Here is a 15,200-nt window from a genome sequence, read left to right on the forward strand (position 1 = left end):
GCGCTTCCATGATTTCCTTCCACGTATAGGTTTCTTCTTCCATCATGCGCAGCGCAGCCAGTTTTTGTTCGATCGAATGCCGACTTCTCACCATAAAAAAACACTCCCCAATCAGATAAACAGATTTGTTATTTCATCTGTCTACCTATTGGGGAGCATATCAGTCTTCATACGCACGTTTTTGTTTAAAACTCAACAGTAACTCTTGATATGTATGAGTGCCCTCTTCGTTTTGTAGCGTATGCCAATGAAGTCCTAACGTCGAAATGGTGAACGTATCGGTTTCAGGGCTGTCATCGAACTGCAAGAACTGTATGGCCTGTTCTATTAAATCCTCTGTTTCGAATTGATTCGTGAATTCTCCACAGTGGGATTCTAAATGCTCTAAATAATTCATTATGTTTCCAACTTTCTTGATGGATTCTTACTTTACTATAGGCACTTGTTCTTGATTCACCCAATCCATAATAAACCTCTCTTGGTGGCTGTTTAATGTTGGAAGTTCATGGCGTGCGAAAAAACGATGCTCGTGACTCTCTTGTCCTTCCTGCGCAAGTTCTCCGGAGAATCCCGTCGCATGAAAGATGACTTGTACACTAAAGACTTGATCTCCATTTTCGTAAGAAGCAAATCCTTCTTTTCCTGAATATAGCCCAAACAAGCTTAGTTGACTGACTGTAAGACCTGTTTCTTCAAACGTTTCGCGTTGTGCTGCGCTCTCGAATGTTTCACCAGGTTCCATGACACCACCCGGGATTCCCCAAACGTCATGATCTTTACGATGTTGAAGCAAAATTTTATTATTGTGCTCGATTATGACGCCGCAACCGACCGTCATTAATAAGTTAGTTCCAATGAGGTTCCGCATGTCCTGTATGTAGTTCAATCCATTTCCTCTTTTCATTTAAATTTCAAAACCGCTTGATTGAACCGTTCACATGATCAAGAAAGTGATACACATCGTCCGCATCATGCGCCAGTACGAAGTTTCCGAAGAGGTTAGGATGAAATTCTCCGATGAACGTCTCGACTGTCTGTACAGGTATAGTTGAGAAAAAAGACTGCCAAAACTTTTTTGCTTTCGGAATCTCTAGTTGAGTCAACAACCTGTCTTCAATCAACTTCTCCCATGCTGCGTCATGTAGCATCAATCGATATAATTTCTCCCTCGGGCCGAACGTTCCTCCGAGACAGAACGTCAATTCAATCGGATACGCACCACGTGTCACGTGACGAAAAAACGTCTCGTAATCCGCTGTATCGATCGATTCAACGGATTCAATATTCGTCCCTTGGAGTGTCAGCCCCTCACGGTAATAGCTTACCAACCAATCCGTCTCATTTGAGAACGTGACGACGTCTTGGCAATGTTCGTCACGGGAAAGTGTCAGCCATGGGGCAATCGACTCATGGTTATGAACGATTCCGGATGTGACAGACTCCTCTTTTAAGCGTTTAAACGCGAAACGATGTCGCTTCGGCAACCGTACCGACGTTTTTCGTTCCACGCGTAACGGGAAAGCTTCTCCGGTGAGATGTCGGTAGATCAGGCGATTTGCTTCTCCCTTTTTGAATGCATGCCGCGGTAAAATAAGCATCTCATTCTTTTGATAGATGATACGACACGGCTTCAAGTCCGGCTCGTTCTCATAGTCAGTAAAACATGTCGCGAGCGCGTCCGCCGCCTCAGGCAAACGTTGTTCAAACTCTGTCCAACCGTATAGCTCAACGATGTCCGGCAACCCGTTCTCATCGGTGATGGCGTCCCAAAATGCATTCCAGTTCATGCCATAGTGAGCAGGGAAATGGAACTGTTCTTTTAACAGGTGATGCAACTCGGTTTCCGCCACGATGTTCGAGACGTCTAGCGTCACACGAGTGATTTGGTCTTTTTGTTTCCACTCCTCAATCGGATGCATCCAGACATACACCGTCTCAACGACCCCAGCTGGTGCGACCTCGACATAGACGGCTCTTGTGAACGGATGCAAGACGAGGGATCGCAATATCGTCTTATTTGTAAAGCGTTCATCGATTTGTAAGCCATCCGGATGAAACGAGAAGATGTCAGCGGCTTGTCGACGAATCGAGCGATACGTGTCCTCAAGCGCTTGGTCATAGACTGGGTCGAATTCGTAACGGTCCACTTTCCATAACGTCCCACCATTCGAACGTGATAAACTCTCCGTCTTTTGTTCTAATTCATCCGTGTGCACCGCATGTCGACGCACAAATAAAGTCGTGGCCGCATCGACTTCATGCAACCACGGACGTTTCAAATTCATCTTTTCCATCGCCTCCGGTACAAAAGATAACCTAGCGGGAGCCCCGCCAACAATACGAGGCCAAGCATCCGATACGATTTAGGCTCTGTCGTCTGAACATCACTAGAACCACTAGTAAGGGCATCCTCCGCGGAACTTTGAGTGTTTGAACGTGTCTCGACCAAGCGTTTCTGATACATCTCGAGCGTGATCGTGTCTCCGCCGATGAACCGTTTCGCATCGGTCGTCAAGGCGGTCAACGTCTTTCCATCATAGTCAAACCAGGCATTCTCTCGCGCGGAATGGACCAATGTACCGGACACATCAGCTAAGGCAATGGCCAACTCGTCGCCATACCCGAACGTGGAGAAGGCGAAGACACCCGGCTCTTGCTCGTACGTGCCGATGACATTTCTCGGCTCCCCATCTTGTAGGACGGCTGATACGTACTCCTTGCTCGAGACAAACGTACACATTTCGTCCGACGAATAACAGGATTGCGCGGCAATCATCACTTCATGGAGCGAACCGAACGAGATGGCGCGACTTTCCGTCAAATGATAGTTACTCGGGTCGTCACCTTCGATATGGTCGAGGACGATTGACTCGAAATGTTTTTCAGCAAAACGCTACGCGGATCGTTCAGTCGGCGCGGCAGCTGCTGACGTAGCAACGAGCGTGAAGGCCCCAGCTAGGGCGAATGTTGTGAGGTGGCGCAACATGTTTTCTCCTTTCAACTAATAGACATCTGTTTGAGCAGTGACGCGTCAATCCGAATCACTTCCGCATGCGGATGCTTCTGTCGCTCGATGATTTGATTGAACCGTTTCGAAGCGACGAATCGATCGGATTCATGGACCCACGCCAGACGTACGAGGGCGAGGCGCAATTGCTTGCGACCGTCACTCATTCGCAGGTGGTCGATATGATTCTCAGCATCGAGCCGATTGATGAACAGCTCGACTTTACAATCTTCCTTCACTAAATAGGATACCAGATAAGCGGCCTGTTGAATCAACTCTTCATAGCGCGCATGAAGGCCATTCCCTAGCGGACCGCTCAAGTCGAGCACGAGCGTGAATGTATCGAGGTTTTGGCGTTGATACACTTTCGCCTGAAGTTTTCCTGTCCTGGCTGTCGCGATCCAGTCAATCTGTTTGACTGGCTCTTGCTCATACCGTTTTGTGCTTTGAATCATCAACGGGTCGTTGAGCGGTGAATGTTTGACGAGTCGGTCCCCCATCCGTACCAGGCGTGAGTCAAATCTGTTCTGTCTCGTGATGGATGGGAGTATGATCCAGGATGGAAGCGTATGATCTGTGACGAAGATGGTGCCAAGCCAAAATGGGAGTCTGAACTGAAGTGTACATTCATTGACTTGGACGGGCCCGCGCTGTTTCGCATGGATTGGAAGCGAATAGGTCGATTCCTCACGAAGTTGAATGACATATACGCGCTGATCTTCGTCAAACGTCAAGCCGTGTCCCGTGACCAGGCGGACCGATGTCGGGATTCCGAGTTCTTGGAGACGTTCTACACCTGTCACCTCCATTCTTAGCGAGACACGATCATTTACGAACAACAACTGCTCTTTCTGGTGGAACGATAAACGTGTCCCTTCGACAATTTTCTGCGTCAGCCATTTCCGAATCAGCATCAATCCTAGAATTGCGCCAGACAGATAAGCGAGCGGCCACACATATGGGAACCATATGAACAGAAGTAGGATTCCGGTATAGGCCGGCCATAGCTTGTCGTCTAAAAGTGACGGTGTGCTCACTTCGACTTGTCGCATCTTCACACCTTCTCGACCGGTACATCGACTCGCCCCAAAATATCAGCGAGAACTTCCCGTTTCGTCGATTTCACGTCCCCTTCGAGCGTGAGCGTCAAGCGGTGTGCCAGAACATGCGTCGCGACGGCTTGGACATCTTCCGGGGTCACGAATTGACGGTCTTCGATATAAGCGTAAGCTTGAGACGCCTTGACGAGGGCGAGCGTCGCGCGAGGACTGGCTCCGACTTCGACGAGCGGATGAAGTCGTGTCTCTTGGATGAGGGCGAGCAGATAGGTGACGACGTCGTCATGGATACGGACCTCCTCAACTGCTCGCTGCGCTGCTAAAAACGTTTCGGACGACATGAGGGCATGAACGATGTGGCGTGTCTTAGAAATTGTCTGAAGAATCAACTGTCGCTCCTCCCCTGCTTCAGGATATCCGACTTGAAGGGACATCAAGAAACGGTCGAGTTGAGCGTCGGGCAAGGCGAACGTCCCTGCCGATTCGATCGGGTTTTGCGTCGCGATGACGAAGAACGGTTCCGGCAGTTGATACGTGACTCCGCCGATCGAGACTTGCCGCTCTTCCATCGCCTCGAGCAAGGCGGATTGTGTCCGGGGGACGGCTCGGTTCACTTCATCAATCAATAAGATGTTGGTAAAGATCGGTCCTGTCCGATTTTCGAACGTCTGTGTCTGCATGTTGAAGAAGTCAGAACCGATGATATCGGTCGGAAGCAAATCGGCCGTGAATTGGATGCGCGTGAAATCAGCTTCAAAACTCTTGGCAATACTTTTGGCAAGTAACGTTTTCCCGGTACCCGGGACGTCCTCTAACAAGATGTGCCCGTTCGCGAGTAACGCCGTGCAGCAGAGGCGCGTGATTTCAGGTTTTCCGAGATAGATTTGGTCCAATTGTTCCAATACGCGTTTGATGGTCATAAGGGTGGCTCCTTTTCTAAACGAAGTAAATAGGCATCAAGCTGTTGTTTGAACGCTTCTTCACGTTGTGGCGTGATCTCGACTTTGTCATAACGGGTCTCTAAATAGCTCCGAAGCGAGGCGTCGAGTTGAATGCGGCGCGCCCAGGCGGATAACGTCTCGAACGTCCGTCGACGTTTTTCTGGCGGTAGCGCTTGTTCGAATTGAATCAAATGTTGCCGCAACGGGGAATCTGGTAGCAGATGAGCGGAGCGTTTTGCCTCTTCGAACGTTTCGTCTGTCTCTTGCCTTGAGTGGATCCTCTCGTCTATCGGAACGGCTTCCCTCCCCTTTTTGTGGAAGGGTCTACGCCACATCCATACACCAATCAAAAGAAGGAGGAGGGCGCTGACAATGTAAGGCAACAGGGAAAGGCGATCGGATTCGCTTGTAGATGGTGTACCATATGACGGAGACGAGTCATTCTCATCTTCCCTTGGTGTGCCGCCTTCGTCATCTGATGGCCCAACAATCGCCCCTGCTTCAGAAATACCGGGTCCGGGATCTGCATCACTACCATCTCCACACCAAACATCCGTATCGACGACCTCAATGATCCCAAATAACTTTCGCTTGTCATGACAGTCCGTGACCCAGTTCGTGATGGGGCTCCCTGAGATGTCCAACCCTTTGAAGTAGGTATAAGCAAGTTGACCTGAAAATGAAATAAGTGCGACAACCAGTAAAGAAATCAAGACTGCTGATACAAACAGAACTTTGGCTTTTCTCATGTAACGACCCGTATGTGAATATGTAGATTCGACTGCATCCCATTCAACGGCTCCTTTCATTCATCGATTCCATTTAATCCTTTTTTTTGGAAAATGGATTTGAAAGGATTATAGCATACGGATTAATGGAATATTCAGTTTTTTAGCAAAAAAAGTTGCCCGCTTATTGTACACGAGCAACCAGACTTCTCCACTATGCATATAATCTTCATCTTGAATCAGTTCGTGGAACCGATGCACCTCGACGTCCACTGACAGGTCGAGTCTTTGTAGGAATACGCGATCGTTAGGCAACCGCGTCCACATCTGCTCTGACGTATCCCGATCCATAAATGCCTCCAGTCGTGCATCGCTTTCAAACACGAGGAGTTCGGACTGCCAAAGCGTCGGCAAATCGAGTAAGGCGACGACCTGGTACCGCTCCTCTTCTCGGTTATGCACGAGACGTGAGGCCCCTTCCATCATCACCTCGATAATCGCACGTTGAATCCGGCTGTTCTCCTGTACAGACGATAAGAACGATTGATCAATCGGGATTTTGTTATGCCAATACCCGTCATGAAACGTCGTCGGGAACGATTGGGTCTGTTCGTTGACATGCAGGCGCAACCGTTTCAGTCTTCGTCTGACACCGCATACTTTTGCCCGTCTCTTCAAGAGGTTTTCCCCAAGATGGCGTCGATTTGCTGCTGGTGGTGCCGGTCATGTTCGATGAACTCGGTGACGATATAGGCGAGCGTATACGGAACATCCTCATGTGGAGAATGGGTCGCCCCGTTCGCCGTCGTGTGCAACGTCAACGTCTCTTGACGCAAGGACCTGAGCGCTTTAACGAGCGAACTCCGACTCGTTTTGGCTAACCGGAGCACGTTTACTCCCGAGAGACGTTTTGCTTTTTGGGTCGCTCGCGCATTAAACGAGTCGAACTCAGGGAAGATCATCCCTTCTCCGGTCTTGACGGCCGGGATGATGACGTTCAACAGATGGTTGTCCCAATGGGCGATGTGAAGGATGATCGCTTTGATTGACCATTTGTCGGTCGCGATTGGCTTGTCCCACATCGATTCATCCAATCTCTCTAACGTATTAAGCCAATCTATATAAGATGCGAATTCATCAATGACGTTTGAAGTGCTAGTCATGGACTTGTCCTCCTTGGTCTATAAAGTAAGAAGAGCGACTCATGTTCGAACACATCTATTCCGATTCATATAACCTTTCGGCTCGATTATATTCCTCTAAGCTGCGCCAATCAGGGAAAGTTTTTCGGAAGCGGCTACTGACGTCCTTTACTTGGCTCAGCAACAAGACAAATGTTGAGTCCCAAAAGATCAACTCACACACAGCACTCGGATACTGAATACGAGGTGACTCGATCCATAGGTCGCTATTACCGTCTGCGAACGGATAGACGGTCAGTTCGTTTAACGTGATCGACTCATGGCGTTCAAACGCCGTGAACACTCCCCAAATGACGTATAAGTTTGTGTGATGGACCAGTTCGAGTAGACGTTCACCTTTTATCCAGTAAGCCGTCCCCTCCTCTAGTTCTTGAACCTCTTCAAAATACTGTAACGCATCATTTGAGAGAACGGCGTCGAGGTCCGTCACTAACCAATTATAGTCAGAGACTTGTGAATGGAGAGCAGTCATGACCTCTTGAATGGAAACGAATCGTTCGATGATCGTATTCATGTCAATAACGGCTCATTTTCCAGCAACCATTTGAACCATCTACCGTGCCCATCCGTCTCAGCAATTGTCTGTTCTCGTTTAACACCGTTCTCATATTCGTCTAGATGCAGGTCTTTGTCTTGGATATTGTTATAAAGATGGAACACGTCTCTCGTCTGTCCAATCTGTTCGACCACGTTCAGCAAATGCTTCTTCATATCGATCGTCATCTGATTGGCCACATGGGTGTGGAAGATGCAGAGGGTGCTCCCTTCTGGAATGTTCTCGACAAGGCCGCTCAATCGACTGATTCTGTCGCCTTCGATGAAGTCGATTGCTTGCTCGCCTATATAACTAGACGCGCGTTCGAACATCTCCAAACGTTCTCCGTGCTCTGGCCAAATCAACGACTTGAGCCATAGCCGCTCATCTTCATTCTCTAAATCGACAATGTTCAAATCAAGGCCGATGCGCGATGCGACCGGAGCGGGTGTTTGTGAGAGCGGTGGCATAAGCTCTCCGACAAGCTCTGATCGAATGTTCAGCTGTGACTGAACGTCTCCAATAACGTCCTCTGTACCGTATGAGTAGGCATACTGGTCCCACAAAAGTTGTAAGCCAGCGCCGCTTGTTCCGATTTCGATGAGCGCAAGCGGTTTGTTGGTTTTTTGGTGGACAAGGCCAAAAGCAGGATACAGATATGTACATCTCCGGACTTCGTTCGTCTGAACGAGTTTTGAACTTATGATGGACTCGATTTCATTTCGATACGTGAGACAAAACGGTTTGAACGACTCGAACGATTCCGGGTACGGTTTCGGGTCACTTACCATACTCGGGTAATACTCTTTTACCGGGTGGTCGGTTCCCTGCATCAACAAGTAATGGACGGCTCCAAACAATAGGTTTGGGATCGGTTGACCTCCCCTGGCAACCTTACAGATTTCAAGCAACTCGTCATCCATTGAAATATGAATAGCTAACGATTCATAGAGCGGGCTCGAGTCCCGGCATTCTCTCTCGGCAAACCTCAAAATTTTTTGAGATAGATTATGTGTAGTCAACGTCTTCTCCTCCGATACGTACTTATTCTTAATTCATACATTCCGTTAAAGTCTTCAGACTCCTTTCTAAAACACAAAAAAGCGGCACCGTATACACGGCACCGCCCTATCTTACAGCCAGACTGGTAAAGAAAAGAAAACCAAGAACAATACGGTCAAGACACCGACGACCGGACTGAGCGACCGATAGCCCTTCTTGAACAAGACGATCATCGTGTAGGCGATGAACCCGAGCCCGATGCCATCGACGATGGAATACGTGAACGGAATCATGATGATGACGAGAATCGCCGGGAAGGCATGCTCCCAATTGTCGAGCGGGAGATGCTTCACGTTCTGGAACATCATCATGCCGATAATGATCAACACCGGCGCAATCGCCGTCACCGGAATGATCGCGAACAGCGGCAACAACAAGAGCGAGACGACGTACAGGCCTGACGTGACGAACGAGGCGACGCCACCTCGTGCGCCGACCGAGATGCCGGCCGCGACCTCGACCGTCGAAACGGTCGGGCTCGAACCGAATAGGGCACCGGCCATCGTCGACAAGCCTTGGGCGACGAGCCCTTTCGGTGCGTCCGCATCCTTGCCGATGGCGCGCGTCTGATTTTGGATCAAGCTGATGTTTTCAATCAGCAAGACGAGCGTCAACACGCCGACGGCGACTAAGAAAATCGGTGACGCCGACTCGGCGAACGAGACGTTGCCGAACACGGTCCCGAACGACTCGAAGAACGGCGTGAGCGCGAACTCACCGGTCCAGTCGAGCGTTCCCATGACGGCGCTCAGGCCGACCCCGAACGCAATCGTCCAGAGGAAGCTGCTCGGTCCCATCTTCAAGAAGAGCAGGATGGCGACGAAGAGCGACAGGAACGCGACCTGTACCGGCCGTTCCCCAAGGTCTCCGATGTGAAGCAATGCCCCGCCACCGCCCGAGACGATCCCCGCCGCCTCGAGTCCGATCAAGATGAGGAATAGGCCGAGCCCGACCGTCAATCCGTCATGAATGATCGGTGGGAACGCGTTCGCCAGTTTCCTCGCCACCTTCGTCACCGTCAGCAGGACGACGAGCGCCCCCGAGACGAACGAGACGGCGAGCGCGCCTTGCCAGCTCAGTCCCATCTGCAGGACGAGCGTGTACGTGAACAGCGCGTTGATGCCCATCCCTGGTAACAGGAGCAGTGGCAAGTTGAATAGCCCTGCGATGAACGTTCCGATGATGCTTGTCAAAATCGCTCCGACGAGCGCTCCCTCAAACGGGAGTCCGGCTTGCGTCAAGATTGCCGCGTGAACGGCCGGGATGTATGCTGTCGCCAGAAAGTTCAGTACGCCCCCGTATGTTTCTGTTTTCCATTCTGTTTGTTTTGCCATAGGAATCAATCCTTTATTGGCACCCTCACCCACCCATGTGGTTATGCACACGAGGTTGATTATATCCTGTCTGACTTCTGACATGCAAGACAATCTTGGTTCAAATCCATCTTTGGACCCAGTCATGAGACCCATTCGGACAAAAGGTTCAATTTCTAAAACAAGAACAAACGTTCCTGTTTTTAGCATCTTTTTTGACAAGAATCTGCTATAATGAAGAGGCAGGTTAACGCAGCAATAGTGGGGTCAGCCGCCAAGTCCACAATGGAGGAAGGCGGTGGTGCGGATGGAACAACTATGGACCTGGGTCGGCGATTATGTGATTGTCCCGATCCTCGCTCCGATTATCGTTCACTTGGTGTTACACCAAACATCCGATCGTGCAACGTCTGAACGTACAAAAAAATGACCCCCTCGGCGCAATGAGATGGGTCACTTTCTGATTCACTAACCATTGTGGCGGCTGGGCCACTCTTAAAGTGGTAACCTGTACGCCAGAGGCCGGTGTGTCCAGCACCGGTCTCTTTCTACTTGCATCATACCATACTTGTTCCCGTTTTTCAGTAACAGAAACACGAAAACGGTGAAGTTGACGTGACGAATGATATCTGGGCGCCAGACATCGATCCGAGAGCAAGCTTCTTGATTGATTGTTCAACAGTTCGAGGCAGAGCAAAGCGCTTTGCTTTTTTTAGATTTCATTTATGACTCCTTTAAGAATTCTTTAAATCTGCCATCTACACTGAAGACAGTTCAAATTCTTAGGAGGTTTATTCCCATGTATAATCAGAATTATTCAGTTATGTTCACAATCGAATCAGGAGTCGTTCTCATCCCACTCGCCATCCTCGGACTCATCACGTTACTCGTCTGGTCGTTTCGCAAGAAACATGTAAAAGCCGCACAAACTATTTTGCTTCTATCATTCGGGATATACTTATTAGGTGTCCTTCACTTCGTGTTTTTCCCGATTGACGTCAATTTAGGAAAGTATGCGAATCAAGTTCCGTGGTGGAGAACGATTAATTTTATTCCGATTTTGACCATCGATGTGTATTCATTTGTGCTGAATGTCGTGATGTTCCTCCCGTTCGGCTGTTATCTTCCATTTTTGAAACCGTCGATCACGAAAAAAGAAGTACTTAAATTAGGATTTCAGTTTAGTCTGATCCTTGAACTGATTCAATTATTGGTGCGCACGACACTAGGCAGTGGACGAAGCACGGATGTGAATGATTTATTGGCAAATGCGTTCGGGGCGCTCTTAGGGTTCTTACTCGTTCGCTTCGTCGTCCAATACGCCCCGTTCCGACGTTTGTATCAGAATTTCCAACTTTAATTCGCGAGGGAGTTTCAAGCATGACAAAAATCTTGTTAGTGGATGATGATGTCCAAATCGCAGAACTGATTGATGTGTATGTAAAAAATGACGGGTATCACACGACGATGGCAACCGACGGGGAAATGGCGCTTGACTTGTTCAACCAAGAATCGTTTGACTTAATCATTTTAGATTGGATGATGCCTCGGATGGATGGGCTTGAATTTTGTAAGCTGGTGCGCCAGACGAGCCAAATTCCGATCTTAATGGTCAGTGCCAAAGTGGGTGATATGGATAAGATATTGGGATTGACGACGGGAGTCGATGACTACATCATCAAACCGTTCAATCCGCTCGAGTTGATGGCACGTATTAAAGCATTGCTGCGCCGTTCAAACTATAACCGACCAAGCGAGTCCTCAAGTGTACAAGCTGGCCCTTTCCTCATCGATCGAGCCAGCCACACCGTCATGATGCAAGAGCAGATGATTCGATTGACGGCACGTGAATTTGAGATTTTGTATTTACTAGCGAAACATAAAGGCCGGGTGTATAGCTCTGAAGAGATATTCGAGGCTGTCTGGCAAGAGCATGGCGTCGGGTCGAATCAGACGGTGATGGTTCATATCAGTAACATCCGCGAGAAATTACATGCCGTTGTGCCACATGAGGTCATCATTCATACGGTGTGGGGAGTGGGATATAAAATTGAGACATAATATATGGCGCGTCATAACGTTCATCCCGATGTGGAAACGTCTGCTGTATGTGGTGATTGCTTTTGGAGTCGCTACCCTGAGCGGTGTTCTGTTACTGCCTGCCGTCTGGTACTTTGAGGAGTCTTCACGATTTGTGGAGAGTCTGATCATCGTATTGTCGTATTTCCGGGAAGGTGTCATCGTCATGTTTTACAGTCTGATGGTCATCGTTTGTCTTGTGTTGATCTATCAATATGAGCGTAAACGGTATTTACAGGTTCACATTGAGCGGATGACATCACTTGTCGAAGAACTTCATGCCAATCGTGATTCGGTTGAACCATCGGTCCCGCCAGAGCTAGAGCGGTTGATGGCGACCGTTCGCGCCATCTCGGACAGTGCGGCAAAAGCGGAGCAGGAATTGGTTCAAGCTGATCGTTTGAAGCACGAGCTCGTGACGAACGTCGCGCACGACTTACGCTCCCCGCTCACGTCGATCACGGGTTATCTTGACTTGATTCACAGCGACCGTTACCGGGACGAGGTGGAATTGCGTCATTACATCCAAGTCATTCATGAGAATGCGATCCATCTGAAAGGCTTGATTAACGATATCTTTGACTATACATTTCTACAAAACGACCAAATCGCGTTGCAAACAAGTGAGGTCCGTCTCGATGAATTGCTCAATCAACTCATCATGCAGTCGACATTACGTCTCTCGGAAGTTGAAATGGAAGCTCGATTCAGTTCATCAGCCAAACGACCCATCGTTGAAGGTGATGCGTTGAAGCTCGTCCGTGTGTTTGAAAATATACTCGAGAATGCGATTCGTTACGGGCGTGACGGAAAGTATATCGATACATTTGTCGAAGATACGGATGAAACGGTTCTTATCAACATGACGAATTACGGCGAGGAGGCCATCCCCTCACGCGACATCCCATACGTGTTTGAACGATTTTTTAGAGTGGAAAAGTCACGCGCACATTACACCGGCGGATCAGGTCTCGGTCTCGCCATCGCCAAGTCCATCATCGATTTACATGAGGGCGAGATTCACGTGACGAGTCAACCAAGAGAAACGACGTTCACAATCATTCTCCCAAAAGTCTCTTCCAATGCTGTTCATGAACAATCATGGCACGTGTGACCTACACGTGCCATGATTGTTGCATTCACACCAAACAGGATCAACTTCAAGCTTATGTCGGAGCGAGCCCCTCAAGCCGATTAAAAAAGACGAGCCACTCGCAACACGCGAGGGGCTCGTCGATCACCTGACCGAATTATCCGTTAGCCCGGTGTTTTCATATCTTCCTGTACCGTATAGCGGGAGAACCAGTTCAGCATGGCTTCTGCCTCTTGTTTCGGGATGTCCTCGATCATCTCATTCGATAGCAAGCCACCCCGTGTCGAGAACAGGACGTTACATACATCGAAACGGCGTTGGAGTGGCGTCTGTGTCACTTGGACCTGTTCGATCCGCGGCTTGTCCGTCAAGAATGAACTGACGTTGAAGGCCCCTGTCCGCAGCTCGATGAACTGACCGTTGCGAGCGTAGCGCGTCGTCATATAGCTCAATAGGCGACCGCCGATAATGATGGCCCACAGGAGAACAAGCCACCAGGCGTAATCGCGGAAGAAATACAAAACGACACCCGAGACGATGAGTCCGACCCAGCTGATGCGTAGCAGTTTGACCCAGAGCGAACGTTTTGGCAAGCGATGAAGCGTGTCAGACCAGACGAACTGGTCGAAGTGCTCGTTCAACACGGTCATCGCCCGCTCCCGTTTCACGAACGGGAGGATGGTTGACGATTCGTCTTTCAACTCGTCCATCGTCCCGGCCGCGACGAGTTCGACACCGACGATGTTGAACCAGCGCCGAATGAACGTCTCTTTGACCCGGACCGCTTGAATCTTCTCGTATGGGATCTCTTTAGCGGAACGGTTGAGCAGTCCTTTCTCAACGCGGATGCGGTCCCCGCGTCGTTCGAGCCGGAAGTTCCCGTATTTCAAGAAGTTGATGACCATGCCGATGACGACCGACAATATCAGGACCGTCAGGACGAGCAGGCCAATCGCGATAATCGACGCGTGGACGACCCAATCGCCGATTGTATCGAACGTCCCGTCGAGATTGATGAAGTCATCGATGGACGAGATGATTGTCGAGGCGACCGGGAAGATCGCGAACACCGACAATGATGTCAGCGAGGCGATGATGATCTCTCGGGTCGAGAGGGCGTACAACAAACGGCTCGCCGGTTTTTCAATCGCCACCGGTGTAGCTGTCGTGTCCGTCTCTCCTTCTACTGGTATGTCGGTCTCGGTCTTGCGGTGACGGACCTGGTCCAGGATGTCCTCGAGCCGCTTCGCCTCGTTCGGGAAGACGCCGGCGAGTTTGAACGAGGCGTCGTCGCTGTTCGCGTTCGTATCGAACGTCAATTCGACGACCCCGAGCAACCTGTACAAGAACGGGCTGTTCGAGTGGACGCTCTGAATCTTATAGAGCGGGAGCGACTTCTCTTTCTTGATCCAGTTGCCGTCGATGACATATACCGTCTTCTCATCGAGCGCATAGCGGAAGTTGAGCCAACCGAAGAACTTCTGCAAGATGTCGAGTCCGAGGAACAGCAAGATCCCGACGCGTAGGATGATGCCGAACGTCGACTCCCAGTCGTTGTTCAAAACGAACAAGAGCACGAGCGGGATGGCGAACGACTTGATGACCTCTAACACTCGAAGCATAAGGACGCGACTCGGCAGTCGATGCCACGTGAGGGCGGCTTCCGTCATACGACATCCTCCTCTTCGATGCGGGCATAGACGGCAATCTGTTCCCGAAGCGACTTCGCGAACGATTCCTCGATCGCATAGATGTCATGTGACCCGGCCGCCGTTCCAATCGTGATCGTCTGCAAGCCGTACTTTCGTAGCAGCGGGCCTTGCTGGGCGTGGACGTATTGTACTTTCGTCATCGGGATCAACACATCGTGCGTCGTGATGATGCCGTGATGCAAGCGAATCTCGAGTGGTTTCACATCATACGTGAACCGCTCTTGCTTCCATTTTTGGAAGACGACAATATCAATCACACTATAGATGAGGTCGATGGCGAGTAAGACGTACATCGTATATTGCAGCCATGTCGGCCAGTCAAAATAAAGCGCTGCGGCGACGAGGCCCCCTGTGATGACGAGCCCAATGAGATAAAAGATGGCGCTCGACAGTCGGAAGACGGTGCGTGCCTCGATTGGCAATGTGCCGCTGAATGATGTCGGTGTTGTTTCTATGTCTGACATTGGTGT

Annotated in this window: 17 protein-coding genes; 4 read left to right on the forward strand and 13 right to left on the reverse strand. The window is 49.8% G+C overall.

Annotated elements, in window-relative coordinates:
- Window positions 1-424: 424 nt before the first annotated feature.
- The 11 genes from KNP06_RS14480 to KNP06_RS14530 form a co-directional block, all read right to left on the reverse strand.
- On the reverse strand, window positions 425-886 hold the full coding sequence (locus KNP06_RS14480) for an NUDIX hydrolase (RefSeq protein ID WP_051622593.1): 462 nt from the start codon (window positions 884-886) through the stop codon (window positions 425-427).
- A 25-nt stretch (window positions 887-911) separates the two neighbouring features.
- Window positions 912-2,285, reverse strand: coding sequence for a barstar family protein (locus KNP06_RS14485; protein WP_214712759.1), 1,374 nt, complete (start codon window positions 2,283-2,285; stop codon window positions 912-914).
- Window positions 2,282-2,821, reverse strand: coding sequence for a hypothetical protein (locus KNP06_RS14490; protein ID WP_214712761.1), 540 nt, complete (start codon window positions 2,819-2,821; stop codon window positions 2,282-2,284). The genes KNP06_RS14485 and KNP06_RS14490 overlap by 4 nt, the downstream gene beginning before the upstream one ends.
- A gap of 176 nt (window positions 2,822-2,997) precedes the next feature.
- Window positions 2,998-4,059 (reverse strand): DUF58 domain-containing protein, encoded by a 1,062-nt coding sequence (locus KNP06_RS14495; RefSeq protein ID WP_251129772.1) that lies wholly within the window; start codon window positions 4,057-4,059, stop codon window positions 2,998-3,000.
- 2 nt (window positions 4,060-4,061) lie between these two features.
- Window positions 4,062-4,985 (reverse strand): AAA family ATPase, encoded by a 924-nt coding sequence (locus KNP06_RS14500; protein ID WP_214712763.1) that lies wholly within the window; start codon window positions 4,983-4,985, stop codon window positions 4,062-4,064.
- Window positions 4,982-5,755, reverse strand: coding sequence for a hypothetical protein (locus tag KNP06_RS14505; RefSeq protein ID WP_251129773.1), 774 nt, complete (start codon window positions 5,753-5,755; stop codon window positions 4,982-4,984). Before KNP06_RS14505 ends, KNP06_RS14500 begins: the two co-directional genes overlap by 4 nt.
- A 108-nt stretch (window positions 5,756-5,863) precedes the next feature.
- Entirely contained in the window at window positions 5,864-6,412 is a 549-nt protein-coding gene (locus tag KNP06_RS14510; protein ID WP_214712766.1) for a DUF3916 domain-containing protein, read from the reverse strand.
- Entirely contained in the window at window positions 6,409-6,897 is a 489-nt protein-coding gene (locus KNP06_RS14515) for a DinB family protein (RefSeq protein ID WP_214712768.1), read from the reverse strand. Before KNP06_RS14515 ends, KNP06_RS14510 begins: the two co-directional genes overlap by 4 nt.
- 55 nt (window positions 6,898-6,952) lie before the next feature.
- Window positions 6,953-7,450 carry a hypothetical protein gene (locus KNP06_RS14520; protein ID WP_214712770.1) on the reverse strand — a complete coding sequence of 166 codons (498 nt, stop codon included), beginning with the start codon at window positions 7,448-7,450 and terminating at the stop codon, window positions 6,953-6,955.
- Window positions 7,447-8,493, reverse strand: coding sequence for a DUF2332 domain-containing protein (locus KNP06_RS14525; protein WP_214712772.1), 1,047 nt, complete (start codon window positions 8,491-8,493; stop codon window positions 7,447-7,449). Before KNP06_RS14525 ends, KNP06_RS14520 begins: the two co-directional genes overlap by 4 nt.
- 111 nt (window positions 8,494-8,604) lie before the next feature.
- Window positions 8,605-9,867 (reverse strand): NCS2 family permease, encoded by a 1,263-nt coding sequence (locus KNP06_RS14530; RefSeq protein WP_214712773.1) that lies wholly within the window; start codon window positions 9,865-9,867, stop codon window positions 8,605-8,607.
- A gap of 286 nt (window positions 9,868-10,153) precedes the next feature.
- Between KNP06_RS14530 and KNP06_RS15440 the strand changes: the two genes are divergently transcribed.
- From KNP06_RS15440 to KNP06_RS14545, 4 genes are all read left to right on the forward strand, one after another.
- Window positions 10,154-10,276: a hypothetical protein gene (locus KNP06_RS15440; protein ID WP_255417482.1), complete on the forward strand. Its 123-nt coding sequence runs from the start codon at window positions 10,154-10,156 to the stop codon at window positions 10,274-10,276.
- 369 nt (window positions 10,277-10,645) lie between these two features.
- Window positions 10,646-11,206, forward strand: a complete 561-nt coding sequence (locus KNP06_RS14535) for a VanZ family protein (protein ID WP_058763659.1) — start codon at window positions 10,646-10,648, stop codon at window positions 11,204-11,206.
- 20 nt (window positions 11,207-11,226) lie between these two features.
- Entirely contained in the window at window positions 11,227-11,907 is a 681-nt protein-coding gene (locus tag KNP06_RS14540; protein WP_214712774.1) for a response regulator transcription factor, read from the forward strand.
- Complete coding sequence (locus KNP06_RS14545) at window positions 11,897-13,039, forward strand: sensor histidine kinase (protein WP_251129774.1); 1,143 nt, start codon at window positions 11,897-11,899, stop codon at window positions 13,037-13,039. The genes KNP06_RS14540 and KNP06_RS14545 overlap by 11 nt, the downstream gene beginning before the upstream one ends.
- A 143-nt stretch (window positions 13,040-13,182) precedes the next feature.
- Here the strand turns inward: KNP06_RS14545 and KNP06_RS14550 are convergent, their stop codons facing one another.
- Together KNP06_RS14550 and KNP06_RS14555 are read right to left on the reverse strand one after the other, a co-directional pair.
- Window positions 13,183-14,688, reverse strand: a complete 1,506-nt coding sequence (locus KNP06_RS14550; RefSeq protein WP_131472715.1) for a PH domain-containing protein — start codon at window positions 14,686-14,688, stop codon at window positions 13,183-13,185.
- Window positions 14,685-15,194 (reverse strand): PH domain-containing protein, encoded by a 510-nt coding sequence (locus KNP06_RS14555; protein WP_214712776.1) that lies wholly within the window; start codon window positions 15,192-15,194, stop codon window positions 14,685-14,687. The genes KNP06_RS14550 and KNP06_RS14555 overlap by 4 nt, the downstream gene beginning before the upstream one ends.
- Window positions 15,195-15,200: the final 6 nt, after the last annotated feature.

The sequence above is a fragment of the Exiguobacterium sp. s21 genome, assembly GCF_018617975.1.
In the GTDB taxonomy this organism is placed as follows: domain Bacteria; phylum Bacillota; class Bacilli; order Exiguobacteriales; family Exiguobacteriaceae; genus Exiguobacterium; species Exiguobacterium mexicanum_A.

Excerpts from the sequence above, each read along its gene's own strand:
- KNP06_RS15440 (WP_255417482.1), top strand. The coding sequence starts at position 10,154 with ATGGAACAACTATGGACCTGGGTCGGCGATTATGTGATTGTCCCGATC.
- KNP06_RS14535 (WP_058763659.1), top strand. The coding sequence starts at position 10,646 with ATGTATAATCAGAATTATTCAGTTATGTTCACAATCGAATCAGGAGTC.
- KNP06_RS14515 (WP_214712768.1), bottom strand. The coding sequence starts at position 6,897 with ATGACTAGCACTTCAAACGTCATTGATGAATTCGCATCTTATATAGAT.
- KNP06_RS14550 (WP_131472715.1), bottom strand. The coding sequence starts at position 14,688 with ATGACGGAAGCCGCCCTCACGTGGCATCGACTGCCGAGTCGCGTCCTT.
- KNP06_RS14495 (WP_251129772.1), bottom strand. The coding sequence starts at position 4,059 with ATGCGACAAGTCGAAGTGAGCACACCGTCACTTTTAGACGACAAGCTA.
- KNP06_RS14505 (WP_251129773.1), bottom strand. The coding sequence starts at position 5,755 with ATGAGAAAAGCCAAAGTTCTGTTTGTATCAGCAGTCTTGATTTCTTTA.
- KNP06_RS14555 (WP_214712776.1), bottom strand. The coding sequence starts at position 15,194 with ATGTCAGACATAGAAACAACACCGACATCATTCAGCGGCACATTGCCA.
- KNP06_RS14530 (WP_214712773.1), bottom strand. The coding sequence starts at position 9,867 with ATGGCAAAACAAACAGAATGGAAAACAGAAACATACGGGGGCGTACTG.
- KNP06_RS14485 (WP_214712759.1), bottom strand. The coding sequence starts at position 2,285 with ATGAATTTGAAACGTCCGTGGTTGCATGAAGTCGATGCGGCCACGACT.
- KNP06_RS14520 (WP_214712770.1), bottom strand. The coding sequence starts at position 7,450 with ATGAATACGATCATCGAACGATTCGTTTCCATTCAAGAGGTCATGACT.
- KNP06_RS14500 (WP_214712763.1), bottom strand. The coding sequence starts at position 4,985 with ATGACCATCAAACGCGTATTGGAACAATTGGACCAAATCTATCTCGGA.
- KNP06_RS14540 (WP_214712774.1), top strand. The coding sequence starts at position 11,227 with ATGACAAAAATCTTGTTAGTGGATGATGATGTCCAAATCGCAGAACTG.